Annotated in this window: 14 protein-coding genes; 6 read left to right on the plus strand and 8 right to left on the minus strand. The window is 56.5% G+C overall.

Annotated features, from left to right (window positions below):
* Nucleotides 1-51: 51 nt before the first annotated feature.
* Complete coding sequence (putA, locus tag L881_RS0103945) at nucleotides 52-3,837, minus strand: trifunctional transcriptional regulator/proline dehydrogenase/L-glutamate gamma-semialdehyde dehydrogenase (protein ID WP_025732416.1); 3,786 nt, start codon at nucleotides 3,835-3,837, stop codon at nucleotides 52-54.
* 117 nt (nucleotides 3,838-3,954) lie between these two features.
* Between putA and L881_RS0103950 the strand changes: the two genes are divergently transcribed.
* Both L881_RS0103950 and L881_RS0103955 read left to right on the plus strand, forming a co-directional pair.
* Nucleotides 3,955-4,452, plus strand: coding sequence for an Lrp/AsnC ligand binding domain-containing protein (locus L881_RS0103950; RefSeq protein ID WP_025732417.1), 498 nt, complete (start codon nucleotides 3,955-3,957; stop codon nucleotides 4,450-4,452).
* An 87-nt stretch (nucleotides 4,453-4,539) separates the two neighbouring features.
* Complete coding sequence (locus L881_RS0103955) at nucleotides 4,540-5,148, plus strand: flavin reductase family protein (RefSeq protein WP_025732418.1); 609 nt, start codon at nucleotides 4,540-4,542, stop codon at nucleotides 5,146-5,148.
* Between the two features lie 95 nt (nucleotides 5,149-5,243).
* On the opposite strand, the gene L881_RS0103960 is transcribed toward L881_RS0103955, so the two are convergent.
* Nucleotides 5,244-5,549 (minus strand): hypothetical protein, encoded by a 306-nt coding sequence (locus L881_RS0103960; protein ID WP_025732419.1) that lies wholly within the window; start codon nucleotides 5,547-5,549, stop codon nucleotides 5,244-5,246.
* Nucleotides 5,550-6,323: 774 nt separating this feature from the next.
* Here L881_RS0103960 and L881_RS0103965 point away from each other — a divergent pair.
* Both L881_RS0103965 and L881_RS0103970 read left to right on the plus strand, forming a co-directional pair.
* A complete protein-coding gene (locus L881_RS0103965) occupies nucleotides 6,324-7,025 on the plus strand; it encodes a winged helix-turn-helix domain-containing protein (protein WP_025732420.1) in 702 nt (233 codons plus the stop codon).
* Complete coding sequence (locus L881_RS0103970; RefSeq protein WP_025732421.1) at nucleotides 7,025-8,644, plus strand: ATP-binding protein; 1,620 nt, start codon at nucleotides 7,025-7,027, stop codon at nucleotides 8,642-8,644. Before L881_RS0103965 ends, L881_RS0103970 begins: the two co-directional genes overlap by 1 nt.
* Nucleotides 8,645-8,682: 38 nt before the next feature.
* Here L881_RS0103970 and L881_RS0103975 read toward each other — a convergent pair whose 3' ends face one another.
* Nucleotides 8,683-9,606 (minus strand): LysR family transcriptional regulator, encoded by a 924-nt coding sequence (locus tag L881_RS0103975; protein ID WP_025732422.1) that lies wholly within the window; start codon nucleotides 9,604-9,606, stop codon nucleotides 8,683-8,685.
* A 123-nt stretch (nucleotides 9,607-9,729) separates the two neighbouring features.
* The gene (locus L881_RS0103980; protein WP_025732423.1) at nucleotides 9,730-10,266 is read right to left on the minus strand and encodes a DNA-3-methyladenine glycosylase I; all 537 of its coding nucleotides are present in this window, start codon (nucleotides 10,264-10,266) and stop codon (nucleotides 9,730-9,732) included.
* Nucleotides 10,267-10,372: 106 nt separating this feature from the next.
* Here L881_RS0103980 and L881_RS0103985 point away from each other — a divergent pair, with 106 nt between their 5' ends.
* Both L881_RS0103985 and L881_RS0103990 read left to right on the plus strand, forming a co-directional pair.
* Entirely contained in the window at nucleotides 10,373-10,813 is a 441-nt protein-coding gene (locus tag L881_RS0103985; RefSeq protein WP_025732425.1) for a VOC family protein, read from the plus strand.
* Between the two features lie 78 nt (nucleotides 10,814-10,891).
* On the plus strand, nucleotides 10,892-12,133 hold the full coding sequence (locus tag L881_RS0103990; protein ID WP_025732426.1) for an FAD-dependent monooxygenase: 1,242 nt from the start codon (nucleotides 10,892-10,894) through the stop codon (nucleotides 12,131-12,133).
* 115 nt (nucleotides 12,134-12,248) lie between these two features.
* On the opposite strand, the gene tatC is transcribed toward L881_RS0103990, so the two are convergent.
* From tatC to L881_RS0104010, 4 genes are read right to left on the minus strand one after another with little or no spacing between them, the layout of a single operon-like run.
* The gene (tatC, locus tag L881_RS0103995; protein WP_156926493.1) at nucleotides 12,249-13,052 is read right to left on the minus strand and encodes a twin-arginine translocase subunit TatC; all 804 of its coding nucleotides are present in this window, start codon (nucleotides 13,050-13,052) and stop codon (nucleotides 12,249-12,251) included.
* A gap of 2 nt (nucleotides 13,053-13,054) precedes the next feature.
* On the minus strand, nucleotides 13,055-13,591 hold the full coding sequence (gene tatB / locus L881_RS12800; protein ID WP_025732428.1) for a Sec-independent protein translocase protein TatB: 537 nt from the start codon (nucleotides 13,589-13,591) through the stop codon (nucleotides 13,055-13,057).
* A 6-nt stretch (nucleotides 13,592-13,597) separates the two neighbouring features.
* On the minus strand, nucleotides 13,598-13,849 hold the full coding sequence (gene tatA, locus L881_RS0104005) for a Sec-independent protein translocase subunit TatA (RefSeq protein ID WP_025732429.1): 252 nt from the start codon (nucleotides 13,847-13,849) through the stop codon (nucleotides 13,598-13,600).
* A gap of 45 nt (nucleotides 13,850-13,894) precedes the next feature.
* Complete coding sequence (locus L881_RS0104010) at nucleotides 13,895-14,242, minus strand: phosphoribosyl-ATP diphosphatase (RefSeq protein ID WP_025732430.1); 348 nt, start codon at nucleotides 14,240-14,242, stop codon at nucleotides 13,895-13,897.
* Between the last annotated feature and the right edge of the window lie 171 nt (nucleotides 14,243-14,413).

Here is a 14,413-nt window from a genome sequence, read left to right on the forward strand (position 1 = left end):
GACGGCCCCGGCAAAATAACAGCGTAGTTGGAAAGAGATGGCAGAAAAGGCTTAATCCATCGTCATCAGGCTGGCATTGCCGCCTGCTGCCGTCGTATCCACACTGGTGGAACACTCCGCCATCAGTCGCTCAGGCGGTACCAGTGCGTTACCTTCACCCATGGAAGTAATAATCACGATAGCGCCGTCGCGCTCGGCAAGTGCCTTCTGCAATGCCAGCAGGGATTCCTTGCCGCCATGGTGCAGGGCGATATCAAACTCTTCCTCAAGCGGCTTGGCACTGAGCGTCACAAATCCTTTCAGCATGTCTGGCAAGTCATGATACAGCTTGGCCGGTACTCGGCTGGAGGCGTCCCACACCAGGCGAGAGCCTGCTTTTACTACCGATTCGAGCTGAATCAGGTACTGCTCTATGGTATCGGCGACGCTGAGCACCGCATCACGCGCCAGCGTGCGATAGGTGTTGCCTTCTCCGGTAGGGCCGGGCAAACCGTAAGTGTCAGGGCCGAAGAAAGGCTCGTCTGCCTTGGCAAAATCGACGCCTTTTGCGGCCGCCCAGCGACGCAGCTCGCCCACTTCCTTCTCTGAGCGCTGGTCATGAGAAGTTGGCGTTGCGTAGGTATCGTTACGGGTTCCGAACGGCCACGCCAGTACGCCTTCAGGACGCTCGGCCAGCAGGCGGTAAAGGTACAGCGGGCCGCCCGCCTTGGGGCCAGTACCGGAAAGCCCCTCGCCACCAAAGGGCTGCACGCCTACGATGGCACCGACCATGTTGCGGTTAACGTAGAAGTTGCCAACGTGGGAGTTGGAGGCAACATAGTTGATGGTTTCGTTGATGCGCGTATGAACACCCATGGTCAGGCCGTAGCCGGTATTGCGAATCTGCTTCAGCAAATCGCCCAGGTTTTCGCGCTTATAGCGTACTACGTGGAGTACGGGGCCGAAGACTTCACGCTCAAGATCAGCGATGGAATCCAGCTCGATCAAGGTGGGCGGCACAAAGGTGCCAGCGCCATCGGCGGCTTGCTGGGCGCTTTCACCGTGCAGATTGAGCTGATGCACAGTGCGGCCCTTGCTGCGCATGGTGCTGATGTGGCGATTGATGTTATCGCGGGCCTCAGCGTCGATGACCGGGCCTACGTCGGTTGCGAGTTGCATCGGATCGCCCAGTTGCAGCTCGCGCATGGCTCCCTTGAGCATATCGAGGGTGCGTTCGGCCACATCTTCCTGGATGCACAGCACGCGCAGCGCGGAGCAGCGCTGCCCAGCACTGTCGTAAGCGGACATGACAACATCACGAATGACCTGCTCTGGCAGTGCCGAGGAGTCAACGATCATGGCGTTCTGGCCGCCGGTTTCAGCAATCAGCGGTACAGGTTTGCCGTTGGCCCCAAGGCGTTTGGCAAGCGTGCGTTGCAGCAGACGGGCCACATCGGTAGAGCCGGTAAACATGACGCCCTGAATGCGCTCGTCATCGGTCAGTAGCGGCCCTACCTTGCCACCTTCACCGGGAATCAACTGCAACGCTTCGCGGGGCACGCCAGCTTCGATAAACAGCTCCACGGCTCGGATGGCGATCAGGGTGGTCTGCTCGGCGGGCTTGGCGAGTACCGTATTGCCGGCTGCCAGCGCCGCGGCTACCTGTCCGGTGAAGATTGCCAGCGGGAAGTTCCACGGGCTAATGCAGGTAACCGGGCCAAGCGGCAGGTGCGAGGCGTTCTGAAAGGCACTGCGTACCTGCTGCGCGTAGTAATAGAGGAAATCGACCGCTTCGCGAATTTCTGCCAGCGCGTTGGAGTAGGTTTTTCCCGCTTCACGCACCACAATGCCCATCAACTCGGCACGTCTCTCTTCAATCAGTGCCGCCACGCGGTCAAGAATCTCGGCGCGTTTCTCAGGCGTATAGGCTGCCCACTCCGGTGCGAAGTCGGCGGCTGTCTGAACGGCGCGTTCGACATCAGCCGGTGCGATTTGACGCACACTGCCTACCCTGTCGGTGTGATTGGCCGGGTTAATTACCTCAACGCTCTCACCTTCGACGGACTGAAGCGCCGCCGCAACAATCGGGCCGCCTTCAATCTGGCCCGAAGCACCTTCGATCAGACCTTTTTCCAGTGCTTCCAACTGGTCGTCGCAGGTCAGCTCCATACCACGCGAATTGGAGCGCACCTGACCATACAAGGTGCCCGCCGTGGGGATGTGGGGGTGTGACTTGCCTAACTGACCTTCCTTTTCTGCCCAGCTCTGTGCCTGTGCCACGGGATCGAGAATCAGCGATTCGAGCGGCAGGTTAGGATCAGCGACCTGGTTCACGAATGAGGTATTGGCGCCGTTTTCAAGCAAACGACGCACCAGATAGGCCAGCAGCGTTTCATGGCTGCCTACCGGCGCATAGATACGGCACGGGCGGTTGAGCTTGTCGCTGCTGACGATCTGGCCGTAAAGCGGCTCGCCCATGCCGTGCAGGCATTGGAATTCGTACTGGCCGCGGTAGTAGGTGGAAGGGTCGGCCATCTCGTAAATGGTGGCGACAGTGCGCGCGTTGTGAGTGGCAAACTGGGGGTAGATGTATTTCTGCGCATCGAGCAGCTTGCGCGCGCACGCAACATAAGAGATATCGGTGTAAGGCTTGCGGGTAAAGACCGGAAAGTCCTCAAGACCTTCTACCTGAGTGCGCTTGATCTCGGTATCCCAGTAGGCACCTTTCACCAGACGAATCATCAGGCGGTGGTTACTGCGCTTCGCGAGATCAACAATATAGTCGATGACATAGAAGCAGCGCTTCTGATACCCCTGCACAACGAAGCCAATGCCTTCCCAGCCCTGAAGCTCAGGTTCGAAACAGAGGCGCTCAAGCAGATCGAGCGATAGTTCCAGACGCTCGACTTCTTCTGCATCAATGTTAAGACCGATGTTGTGCTGTCTGGCGAGTTTGGCGAGGCGCAGCAGCACCGGATACAGCTCTTGATGAACGCGGTCGTGCTGAGCGCGGAAGTAGCGGGGGTGGATCGCCGACAGCTTGATCGAAATACCCGGGCCTTCGTAAACGCCCTTGCCAGCCGAATCCTTGCCAATCGCTTCGATGGCTGTTTCGTAATCCTTGATATAGCGCTGTGCATCGGCATCGGTCATCGCCGCTTCGCCCAGCATATCGTAGGAGTAACGGAAGCCTTGCTGCTCAAGACGCTTGGCGTTACCGACCGCCTTTTCGATGGTTTCGCCCGTCACGAACTGCTCGCCCATCATGCGCATGGCCATATCCATGCCCTTGCGAATCAGCGGTTCACCGAACTTGCCCAATGCGCGGGTAAGACTAGCGCCGAGGGTCTTGTCGCTGGAAGGGGTCACCAGCTTACCGGTAATCATCAGACCCCAGGCGGCAGCGTTGACAAAGGTCGAGCTGTTTTTGCCCAGATGCGACTTCCAGTCACCTTCATAAAGCTTGTCGCGAATAAGCGCATTCCGCGTAGCCGCATCAGGGACACGCAGCAGTGCTTCAGCCAGACACATCAAGGCGATGCCTTCCTGCGAAGAGAGTGAAAACTCTTGCAGTAGCCCCTGAATCAGCCCCTCTTTACCGCGGGCAGAGTCGCTGTTGCGCAAGCCTTCGGCAATCTTGTAGGCAAGATCATGAATGCGCCCGGTTTGCTCTTCAGGGAGATGCACCGATTCGAGCAGCATGGGAATCGCTTCGGTCTCGGGAAGATGCCAGGCGCGAGTAATTGCCTGACGCAGCGGAGAGCGCTGCGGAAGCGGCGTTATGTGCGCAAAGGGCTGATAGTCGCCATTAGCGGCGAGCGTATCGGTACCATTGTGAAGCTGATTGGAGACGGACATTGCGCGAACTCACGGATATAGGATGAATGGTCGGCGTTTCTTTGCTTATTTGCCTATGTTCAAGCAATATGCGCTGAATTATTCACTAAAATTTACTATTTTTTTGGAGAAAAGTTCGTGGGCGATGCGCAGGAGTATCAACTCGATCGCAAGGACGTCCAGATTCTCAATGAATTGCAGCGTGATGGGCGTATTGCCAATACGCGTCTGGCCGAGCTGGTTAACCTGTCGCCAAGCGCTGTGCTGGCGCGGGTTCAGCGTTTGACCCGTGAGGGATTTATCCTTGGTTATGAAGCGCGTTTGAATCCCAACAAGCTGGATGCCGCTCTGCTGATATTTGTTGAGGTATTCCTCGACCGCACGGTCTCCAACGTCTTCAACGACTTCAAATATGCCATCAAGGATCGCCCTGAAATTCTTGAATGCCACATGGTGGCAGGCGGATTCGATTATCTGCTCAAGACGCGCCACCGCAGCATGGAGGGGTATCGCGAGTTTGCCGGTCGGGTGTTATGGGACATGCCGGGCGTGCGCGAAACACGTACCTTTGCGGTAATGGAAGAGGTGAAGGATACGCCGCTGCTGGATATTCGCCCGACGCGAGTGCTGCGCTAACTTATGTGGCTGCATCCAGCCATTCCCGAAAGTGCTGATCACATTCCATAACACTTTTATCAAGGCGCGCTATAAGGAGGCGGTGGCATGTACTTTTACAGACCGAAAGAGGGCCATGGTCTCGCTCACGATCCCTTCAATGCCATTATCGCCCCGCGCCCCATCGGTTGGATCTCTTCGAAGGATAGTGACGGCACGCTGAATCTTGCGCCTTATAGCTTCTTCAACGCTTTTAACTATGTGCCGCCCATTATTGGATTCAGCAGTGTTGGGCGTAAGGATAGTCTGACGAATATTGAGGCGACCGGTGAATTTGTCTGGAATCTGGCCAGCGAAGCGTTGGCCGAACAGATGAACCTTTCCTGTAGTGCCGTAGCGCTGGAAGTCGATGAATTTGCATTGGCAGGGCTGGCGCCAGCGGCAAGCAGTGAGATAGCCGTGCCGAGGGTGGCGGCAGCGCCGGTCGCCTTTGAGTGCCGCCTGAGCCAGATAGTGCAGCTTAACGACAGCCATGGTGTTGAGATCGAGAGTTGGCTGGTACTCGGGGAAGTTGTAGGTATTCACATAGATCAACGCCTGATCGTTGACGATATGTTCGATACCGTTGCCGCGAAGCCATTAACGCGGGGAGGCGGCCCCGGTGATTACTTCACGATCAGCGAGGCCGCACGTTTCGAGATGCGACGACCGCAATAAATTTCTGCTGCATTGGCTTAGGTGACAGCACAAAAAAACGCTGCTTTAAGGAAGAGCAGCGTTTTTCATTATGCAGGCGCTTAATTGGCGTGGAATCAACGGTGATCGGTACCGCCCACTACATGCAAGCGAGTGGGCTCGGTGGTATCGAGCCATTGATTGATACGGTGTGGCCCGAAGCCTTCAGGAGCATCCTTGAAATTCAGTAGATAAAGAGTGTCCTGTGCAAGGCTATGTATGCGTAAGCGCAGGAACAGCTCTCGCGGGCCAAGGGATGTAGCAATCAGCCAGGTGCCGTCGGTTACAGCGGTGCATGGGCCACTTTTTTCAAGTGCTGCGTTTACCTTTTCGAACCGTTCGGTGTCGGCAGGGATGTCACACACAACGATGTAGCGTTCCATGGTCGAGCCTCTTGTTTCATTCAATTCATACTATTTTCAAGCACGAGGTTGACGTGAACAGGAAATCCGACCACTATCAAAAACATGAAGTGGGAAGGTCGGATACCTGCCTGCATTTTGCTTCGAAGGCTGCAACCCTCGAAGCTGTTGGAAACGCCCGGTGCTGCAACACCGGGCGTTTCTCGTTTATGGCACTGTCACTTCTGGATGTTCGATCGCATGATGTCGATCCTCTTGCGACTGCCGGAGTGATAGAGGCAATCAGCATTGATGTATAGAATATGGCCTGCCTGATAGCAACCTTCTGTCGTCGCTTTAACGCCCCCTGCAAGGGGCAAGCGTGCCGTAAAAATGCTTGTCTGTCGGTTGCTGTATTGTAGCTGTACGCGGCACACGCTTTAGCCTTACGATAGTGGCCTTCTGCTACGCCCACAAGTGGATAAGTTGTGACTAACTTGTGTAATTTGGTGTATAGACCTGACAAGGCCCGTAAGTCAACGTGGTCGTGGTGCTAAAAAATTTTCGATGGATCTTTTTTTGTCATCAGACGGGAATTCAATGGGCTTCAGGTGCTCATACCTGTAGTTCACCGGTATCCTTGTTGGCTCTCAATGCCGAATCATTGAGGGCAATTCCTCGGTAGCGGTGATGCCGAAGGGCTATCAAAGGTAGGCTGACGAGGCGCCATTCAACATCGCTGGCAGTGCGCCTGCGCTTTCCAGGCAGTCAGAGAAGCGCAGCGATCAATAGTACGTAATTGTTTGGGAGCATGTTTTGGAGAATCACCAAGACCACATTCTGATCATTGAAGATGATGATCGTCTGGCGGCGCTCACGCGCGAATATCTTGAAGGCAATGGCTTTCAGGTGAGTGTGGAACAGGATGGTGCAAAGGGCGCCGAGCAGATTCTAGCGCTGCGCCCGGACCTTGTTATTCTGGACCTTATGCTGCCGGGAGAAGACGGCCTGTCGATTTGTCGGCGCGTGCGCCCTCAATACAGCGGCCCCATCCTGATGCTTACCGCTCGTACTGATGACATGGATCAGGTGCTCGGGCTGGAGATGGGCGCCGATGATTACGTGCCCAAGCCTGTACCGCCACGCGTACTGCTGGCCCGCATGAGAGCGCTGATGCGTCGCTCGGAAGGGCTGGAAGGCGGCGCTTCGGAAGGTCGTCTTGAGTTCAAGGATCTGGTTATCGACTCGGGAACCCGCGAGGCGTGGCTTAATGCAGAGCGCATTGACCTGACCAGCGCTGAATTCGATCTGCTGTGGTTTTTGGCCTCCAACGCGGGCCGTGTACTGTCACGGGAAGAGATATTCTCGGCGCTGAGAGGAATCAAGTACGACGGTCAGGATCGCTCGATTGATGTGCGTGTCTCGCGCATTCGGCCAAAAATCGGCGATGATCCCAATCATCCTCAGCGTATCAAGACAGTTCGCAGCAAAGGCTATCTTTTCGTTAGAGAACTGTGATGCCCGATCAGCATCAGCGCCGCTCCGCCCATCAACTGCTGACCATTTTCGCCTGGCAAATGGTCGTGGTGGCTGTTTGTGTTCTGCTGCTGTGGGTCTATCAGGTCGTACGTGACCTTCAGTATCGCGAACAGCTTGCGGGGCTGCCCACTGCGGTGGTCTCCTACCTGCTTGACGATCAGGCGCCTTCTGACCGGGCAGGCTGGCTCTACGTCAATGAAGAGCGGCTGGGAGTAGGGCTTTCGGTATTGGCACCCGAGGCGACCAATCTTGGCTTTCGCGAGCGCATGCTGCTGCGCTGGACGGGAGTCTCCGCCGCTTTCAACGGTTCCCACTGGTCATTTTACCGAACGATCAATAACGACTCTGCGGTACTCGTACTCTCTTCCGTTTCCTCTTCAAGCGATTTTCCCAATCACATCCTGAGATTGCTGCGCGGCTGGGTGGAAAATGTGCCACCGGTTGCCAGGGAAGCGCGCATTTCGCGCCTGGTGGCGGCCAGTGGACTGCCAATGACCATCGGCAGCGGTAGACCAACCGGGCTTTCCTCCGTGCAAATTGAAAGGCTGTCGGCGGGCGACCCTGTTGTGGTGGTTGATGGTCATGCACATGCCAGCTTCTTCATTCTGCTCAACGATCAACGCTGGATAAAAATCGGGCCTGTCGCGTTTGAAGAGGGCGTTTCTCTGCCCATGGTACTGCTGCTGTTGGCGCTGGGCGGTTTAGGCGCAACGCTGGTGACACGGGCGCTTTTTTGGCGCGACAACCGCTCCATGCGCCGTCTGGCGACCAATGCCGAGCTTTTCTTTCAAGGCAGCACCGACTCCCTGCCAGCGGATGACGTGAGTGTGCGGTTCAGGCCAATGGCGCGCCGCATGAACGTTATGGCCTATCAGGTTCAGGCCGCACTCAATTCCCAGCAAGAGCTTATTCAGGCGGTATCCCATGAGTTCCGTACCCCTCTGTCGAGAATTCGCTTCGCGCTACAGATGATTGGGGATGTCAGCGGCTCGGAGGCGATCCAGCGCCAGTTGCAGGACGTGGATGACGATATCGGCTCATTGGATAAGCTCATCGACGATATTCTCACTTACGCCCGTCTCGATAGCGCTACACGAGGTGGGCTTGGCAGCTTCTCCGAATCGGTCGATCTGCGCTCCATGACCGAGGTCATCGTTCATCAGGTCGAGCGTATTGCGCAGGAAGTGACCTTTACGTTGAGCGGGAGCGAGGAGTGTCGCGTGCAGGGCGATGCCCATATGCTCAAGCGCGCCCTGCAAAACGTGATTGAAAACGCGGTGCAGCATACGGCGGATACGGTGAATATCACGCTCCGCAGGTTTGGTCATGTTTGCGCGGTGATTATTGAAGATAACGGGGAAGGGGTGCCGCAGGGCGAGTACCAGCGCATTCTCAAGCCCTTTACGCGCGTTGATGCCAGCCGTGCCCGGCCTTCCGATGGCCGCTTTACAGGGGGCGGGTTTGGCATGGGGCTGGCGATCGTTGAGCGTATCGTGCTGTGGCACGGGGGGCGAGTCTCGGTATCGACTTCGCCTACCCTGGGAGGGGCGCGCTTTACGTTACTGATATCAGATGACGATGAACGCGCGCTTCGTTAGTCATATGCCGAGGCAGCTTTCCATTCTTCCTGCTTGAATCAGTGACCAAACGGCTCGGTGATGCCCGTCAATACGCGGGCCGTTATGGTTCGAGCGGTGCTGAGAAAAGTATTCATCCAGTCGAGTTCAAGCTGTTCGCGCCGCACTGCCGCGTAAAGCGTGCCCCATACCCCCTGTTCCCCCAGACTTACCGCCGCCACATAGTGACGCTCCAGATATTCCGCCAGTGCCCAATTGGGCAGTGCTGAAACACCACGTCCACTGGCAACCAGCTGCATCATCATCATGGTGAGTTCGGCAGTGCGTACTTCCTGCGGATATACCCCTGCGGGGGTTAGAAACTGATTGAAGACATCCAGACGGCTTTGCTCGACAGGATAGGTGATCAGCGTTTGGTCACGAATCTGTTGAGGTGTCACGTATGGCTGTGCTGCCAATGGATGCTCGGGGGCGACAGCGAGCAGGCTTTGATAGCCAAACAATGGCTCATAATGAATGCCTTCAAGGGGCAACGGGTCAGAGGTAATGACCAGATCAAGCTCCTCGCGGGTCAGGCTGGCGAGTGGCTCGAAAACGTTGCTGCCAAGGATATCAATTTCCACATCGGGCGCATGATGGCGGAATTCATCGAGGGTCGGCATAAGCCACTGAAAGCAGCTATGGCACTCAATGGCGATATGTAAACGCGCGCTGCGACGCGCCGCCAACCGCAGAATATCGCGCTCAGCCAGACGAATCTGCGGCAGCACCTGCTCGGCAAGCGCCAGCAGACGTTGACCACTGGCGGTAAATTGCAGCGGGCGCGTCTTGCGTACAAACAGCGAATCGCCCAGCCGGCTCTCCAGCTCTTTGAGCTGATGCGACAGCGCAGATTGGGTGAGGTGCACGCGTTCAGCGGCCTCCACCAATGACCCTGAATCGCGCAGGGCCACCAGTGTGCGAAGGTGGCGAAGTTCAAGCATCGTATTTTTGGCAGTGGCGTGAGGATTGTTAACAGTAGAGGCCCGGTGGACGTTCGGCAAGCCGGTTATCAATATAGAAGGAACAGAACTCCGCTGCTGGCCTTCCCGAAAAATGGCCGATGGCTAGCGCTTGTACCACGGCGGCGACTGTTCCAGCACTTGCCGATAGACCGGGCACTCCTCGCGGTGAGCGCCAGACAGATAGCCGGTACTCATCAGGAATTCATTGACAATTTCAGGCCCGGTAAAGCGGAAGGTACGTTTGAACAGCGCGGTCCATTCGCTTAGCGAGCGGGGGTGGTGGGCATCCAGCCACGCCTTGAAGGTGCCGTACTCCTTCTTGAGGTCGAGAATGACGCCGGCATTGTGAATGGCGGCATTCACCTTCAGGCGATTGCGAATAATGCTTGCGTCATTGAGCAACCGTTCGCGTTCCTGATCCCCGTAGCGAGCCACCTTCTCGATAGAAAACCGATCAAAGGCGCGCTGGAAGGCATCACGCTTTTTCAGCACCGTGAGCCACGAAAGCCCCGCCTGGTTGATTTCAAGTATCAGCCGTTCGAAGAGTATGTCGTCATCCTGTACCGGAAAACCATACTCATGATCGTGATAAGGGCCGTGCCAAGGGTGATCGGGCGCTGAATCGCAGTAGGAGGTCACGTATGATCCTTAAGTTATACCTGATACGTAGGGTATCATGACAGTGCGTCGGTCGTGCGTACACCGTCCGTGAAGCTACCTTCCGTTGAATGAACAAGGGGTTATTATGCGTTATTTGCACAGCATGGTACGTATCAAGGACATTGATGAGTCGCTGCACTTCTATTGCGATCTGCTGGGGCTGAAGGAAGTACGTCGCAAGGAGAATGAAAAAGGGCGCTTCACCTTGATTTTCCTTGCCGCTCCCGAAGATACCGAAAGCTCTCAGCAGGTGCAGGCACCAGAACTTGAGCTGACCTGGAACTGGGACCCTGAAGAGTATGATGGCGGCCGCAATTTTGGTCATCTAGCGTATCGCGTTGATGATATTTATGCGCTGTGTCAGAAGCTCATGGATAATGGCGTCACCATCAATCGCCCGCCGCGCGACGGTCATATGGCGTTTGTGAAATCCCCTGACGGTATCTCCTTCGAGCTATTGCAGGCAGGTGAGGCACAGCCGCCGCAGGAGCCATGGGTATCCATGGAAAACAGCGGTAGCTGGTAAAACGAGGCAGCATTTCCGTGAAGTGCCGGCGATTGTCTGGCACTTCACTTCTCTAGCGCATCCAGGAGGTAGCACGCCATGAATAAAGACCGTATTGACCTGACGGTAGTGGGGCTTGGCAGTGTCGGGCTTGCTACCGCTCTGGCTGCCGCCCAGGCAGGGCTGGAAGTGGCCGTCATTGATCCTCAATCGGCGCAGCAGTTGAGCGGCGGCGATTTCGATGGTCGTGATGTGGCTATCTCCAATGCAAGCCTACGGTGGCTCGATACGCTGGGCGTTACCTGCCAGTTGGACGCGGGGCAGCGTTCACCCATTCGTGGGGCGCATGTTATTGATGACGTGGTGGATAAAAAGGTCTCCTTTGGCCCGGCAGCGGGCGAGCAGGATATTGGCGCCTTTGTGCCTGAGTACCGGCTGCGCCAGTTGGCCTTCACTGAACTTGAGAAGCAGTCCAATTGCCGCTTCCTGCTGGAAACCCGGGTAGCCGCGCTCGATTACTGTCGTGATGCGGTGGCGCTCACGCTTGAGGATGGGCAAGAGGTGTGTACTCGCCTGGTGGCAGCCGTCGATGGGCGTCGTTCACCGCTGCGAGGCATGTTAGGAATTGGCGCATCAATGCAGGATTTCGGCACGCATATGCTGTGTTGCCGTGTCGAGCATGAACTGGCGGGTGATGGCTGGACATCGCAGCGCTTTGTTGATGATGGCTGTATGGCGATCCTGCCGTTGTCGGATCATGTCAGCTCGCTGGCGCTGATGGTGTCAGCAAATGAAGCCGCGCAGGTAACGCGCCTTGATGATGCCCATTTCGAGCAGTGGCTGAATCAACGTATTGGCAATAATTTGGGGAGGCTCTCTCTGGCTTCCCAGCGCTTCAGCGTGCCATTGGGCAGCCACTATGCCGACCGTTTTGTTGCAGAGCGTGCCGTACTGCTGGGGGACGCGGCGGTAGGCATGCTGCCGATTACCGCTCATGGCCTGAATCTGGGGCTGATCGGCGCGCGCTCCTTTATTGCAGAACTGCTGGCCGCACGCAGCAGAGGCGAGGCGTTTGATGAACCTCATGTGCTGAAACGCCACGCGCGCCGCGCTCATGCCACAGCCAAGCCGCTTTATCTGGCGACCAACGAGATATGCCGACTGTTCAAGCGCACTGATCCCATCTCCTTGCAGGCGCGTCGGACGCTGATGCAGATGTCAGGGCCTTTTGAGCAACTGGTGGGGATGAACTGCGAGCAGGATAATCCGCGCAAGGTGCCGTGGCTTGGTGTGTTGAAGTCACTGCCACGCGCGCTGGTCAGCCGAGGGTTGGCGGGGTAGTCCGTAAACTGCCGGTCAATAGGCGCCCGTCAGTCATTTTCTAACGCAAAAGCGGCCTCATGATGAGGCCGCTTTTGCGTGACAAGAGTTAAAGGGTGACCAGAGAAGGTGCTTATCAGGTATCACCTTCCTGTGTTGTATCGACCTCTGTCGTTTCTGCTTCTGCCGCACCACGACCGCCGCGCTGACGTTTGACCAGGCGGCCTGCCAGCAAGCCTACTTCGAATAGCGCCCACATGGGCACTGCGAGCAGCGTTTGCGACATGACATCAGGGGGCGTCAGCAGCATTCCTACAACAAAGCAGCCTACGATGACATAACCACGCTTTGAGGCCAGGGTTTTTACCGAGACCGTGCCGGTGAGTATCAGCAGGAACGTCGCTATTGGGATTTCAAAGGCCACCCCGAAGGCGATGAAGAGCTTCAGTACAAACGACAGATAAGCGCTGATATCGGTCATTACCTGCACGCCCGTAGGGGCAGTGTGGGTGAAGAACTTGAAGATCAGCGGGAAGACCACGAAGTAGGCAAAGGCGGCTCCGGCATAAAACAGCACTACGCTTGAGGCGAGTACCGGCAGCGCCAGCTTCTTTTCCGAGCTATACAGGCCGGGTGCTACGAAGGCCCACACCTGATAGAGCACGTAAGGAATAGCAACAAACAGCGCCAGTATCAGGGTCAGCTTGAGAGGTGCCAGAAAGGGCGATGTCACCTCAGTGGCAATCATCTGTGAATGAGCTGGCAACATCGACATGAGCGGCTCAGCGATAAAGACATATAGCCGATTGGAAAACGGATACAGGCACAGGAAAACCACCAGAATGGCCACCAGTGCTCGAATGAGTCGGGAGCGCAGCTCGACCAGATGTTCGATCAATGGTGCCTGCGGCTGTTCTTCCTGTTGATGGTGATCGGACACGTTTATTGTTCCTGTGCCGACGCTGAAACGTTCGGCTGTTGGTGCTGCGGCTGAGCGCCGTGTTGTGCAGAGTCTGGCTTAAGCGAATCCAGCGAATCGTTCAGGGCGCCGCTGGCAATCAGCGGACGTTTGCCGGAAGAGGGCGGCGCTGGCGCTTCTCGTACCTGAGCAGGCGCGGGGGGCACCTGAGTTGCCGGTGATCCAGCCTGGCTGGAAGGCTCGGTCTCCGTGGGTTGCGAGCGCACCTTGTTGCCGCTGGTATCAAGCGCCTCACGTACTTCCCGATCGGTGCTTTGGATGCTTTGGCGCAGCCGGGACAGTCCGCGATCTACCTTGCTTTGTGTTTCGTGCAGCTCACGGCGAAGCTCTTCCGCTTCAAACTGGGAAGTGACTTCATGTTGCAGGTCGCTGACAGTACGCTTGATCTTGCCGATCCAGCTACCCGCCGTGCGCGCTGCAGAGGGCAGTTTGTCTGGCCCGAGAATCACCAGAGCGATGGTGCCAATCAGCAGCAGCTCGCCAAAGCTGAAATTGAACATAGTGCGTTACTTCCGCGAGTCGTGCTGCTCGCTGTGTTCGGGGTGATCGTCGTGGGTAGTGGGGGACGGCTTGGTCTCGTGCTCAACCCGTGCCTGAGGCGCATCCTTCTCTTTGCCTTCGTCATCCATGGCGCTCTTGAAGCCCTTGACGGCTCCGCCGAGATCACCACCGATATTGCGGAGCTTTTTGGTTCCGAAAATCAGCACAATGATGCCGAGAATAACGAGAAGCTTCCAGATACTAATGCCTGCGATCATGAGGATCTCCTGTTGCCTTGGCGGCAAACTAAAATAGTGGTGACGTCAGTGCCTTTCAGAGCGTGACGCCTTTTCAACCAGCCCAGAGGTGCCCTCGCGGCGTTCAAGCTCTGCGAGGACGTCATCAAACGGTACATCGAGATGCGAAAGCGCCACCAGTGAATGAAACAGCAGGTCAGCGGTTTCCTTCACCAGCTCCAGACGTTTTGCTGCATCGTTGGGCGCTCGCTCGGCATCCTTGGCGGCGAGGATCATTTCAGTGGATTCCTCACCTATCTTTTCAAGAATCTTGTTCAGCCCTTTATGGTGAAGCTTCGCTACATAGGACGTATCAGGGTCGGCGTAGCGGCGCGTTTGAAGGGTGCTGACAAGACGTTCAAGCGTATCGTTCATAAGGCTCTTGGCGGATCGTGTTGGTGCAGGATGGCATGCGCGTGCTGTTCCCGCGATGCCGCTAGTCTAACGCAGCAACGAGGGTGGACACACTTGGAGCCTGTTCAAGATCTGCTGCGCATCGGCTCCACTGCGTTAAAAACAGGCTCGGACTGCTCATTTGCAACGCGT

The sequence above is a fragment of the Carnimonas nigrificans ATCC BAA-78 genome (assembly GCF_000526695.1).
Taxonomy (GTDB): domain Bacteria; phylum Pseudomonadota; class Gammaproteobacteria; order Pseudomonadales; family Halomonadaceae; genus Carnimonas; species Carnimonas nigrificans.

What these genes read in the sequence shown, in the direction of transcription:
- putA (WP_025732416.1), bottom strand. Translation starts at nt 3,837, where the DNA reads ATGTCCGTCTCCAATCAGCTTCACAATGGTACCGATACGCTCGCCGCT.
- L881_RS0103955 (WP_025732418.1), top strand. Translation starts at nt 4,540, where the DNA reads ATGTACTTTTACAGACCGAAAGAGGGCCATGGTCTCGCTCACGATCCC.
- L881_RS0103960 (WP_025732419.1), bottom strand. Translation starts at nt 5,549, where the DNA reads ATGGAACGCTACATCGTTGTGTGTGACATCCCTGCCGACACCGAACGG.
- L881_RS0103970 (WP_025732421.1), top strand. Translation starts at nt 7,025, where the DNA reads ATGCCCGATCAGCATCAGCGCCGCTCCGCCCATCAACTGCTGACCATT.
- L881_RS0103975 (WP_025732422.1), bottom strand. Translation starts at nt 9,606, where the DNA reads ATGCTTGAACTTCGCCACCTTCGCACACTGGTGGCCCTGCGCGATTCA.
- L881_RS0103985 (WP_025732425.1), top strand. Translation starts at nt 10,373, where the DNA reads ATGCGTTATTTGCACAGCATGGTACGTATCAAGGACATTGATGAGTCG.
- L881_RS0103990 (WP_025732426.1), top strand. Translation starts at nt 10,892, where the DNA reads ATGAATAAAGACCGTATTGACCTGACGGTAGTGGGGCTTGGCAGTGTC.
- tatB (WP_025732428.1), bottom strand. Translation starts at nt 13,591, where the DNA reads ATGTTCAATTTCAGCTTTGGCGAGCTGCTGCTGATTGGCACCATCGCT.
- tatA (WP_025732429.1), bottom strand. Translation starts at nt 13,849, where the DNA reads ATGATCGCAGGCATTAGTATCTGGAAGCTTCTCGTTATTCTCGGCATC.
- L881_RS0104010 (WP_025732430.1), bottom strand. Translation starts at nt 14,242, where the DNA reads ATGAACGATACGCTTGAACGTCTTGTCAGCACCCTTCAAACGCGCCGC.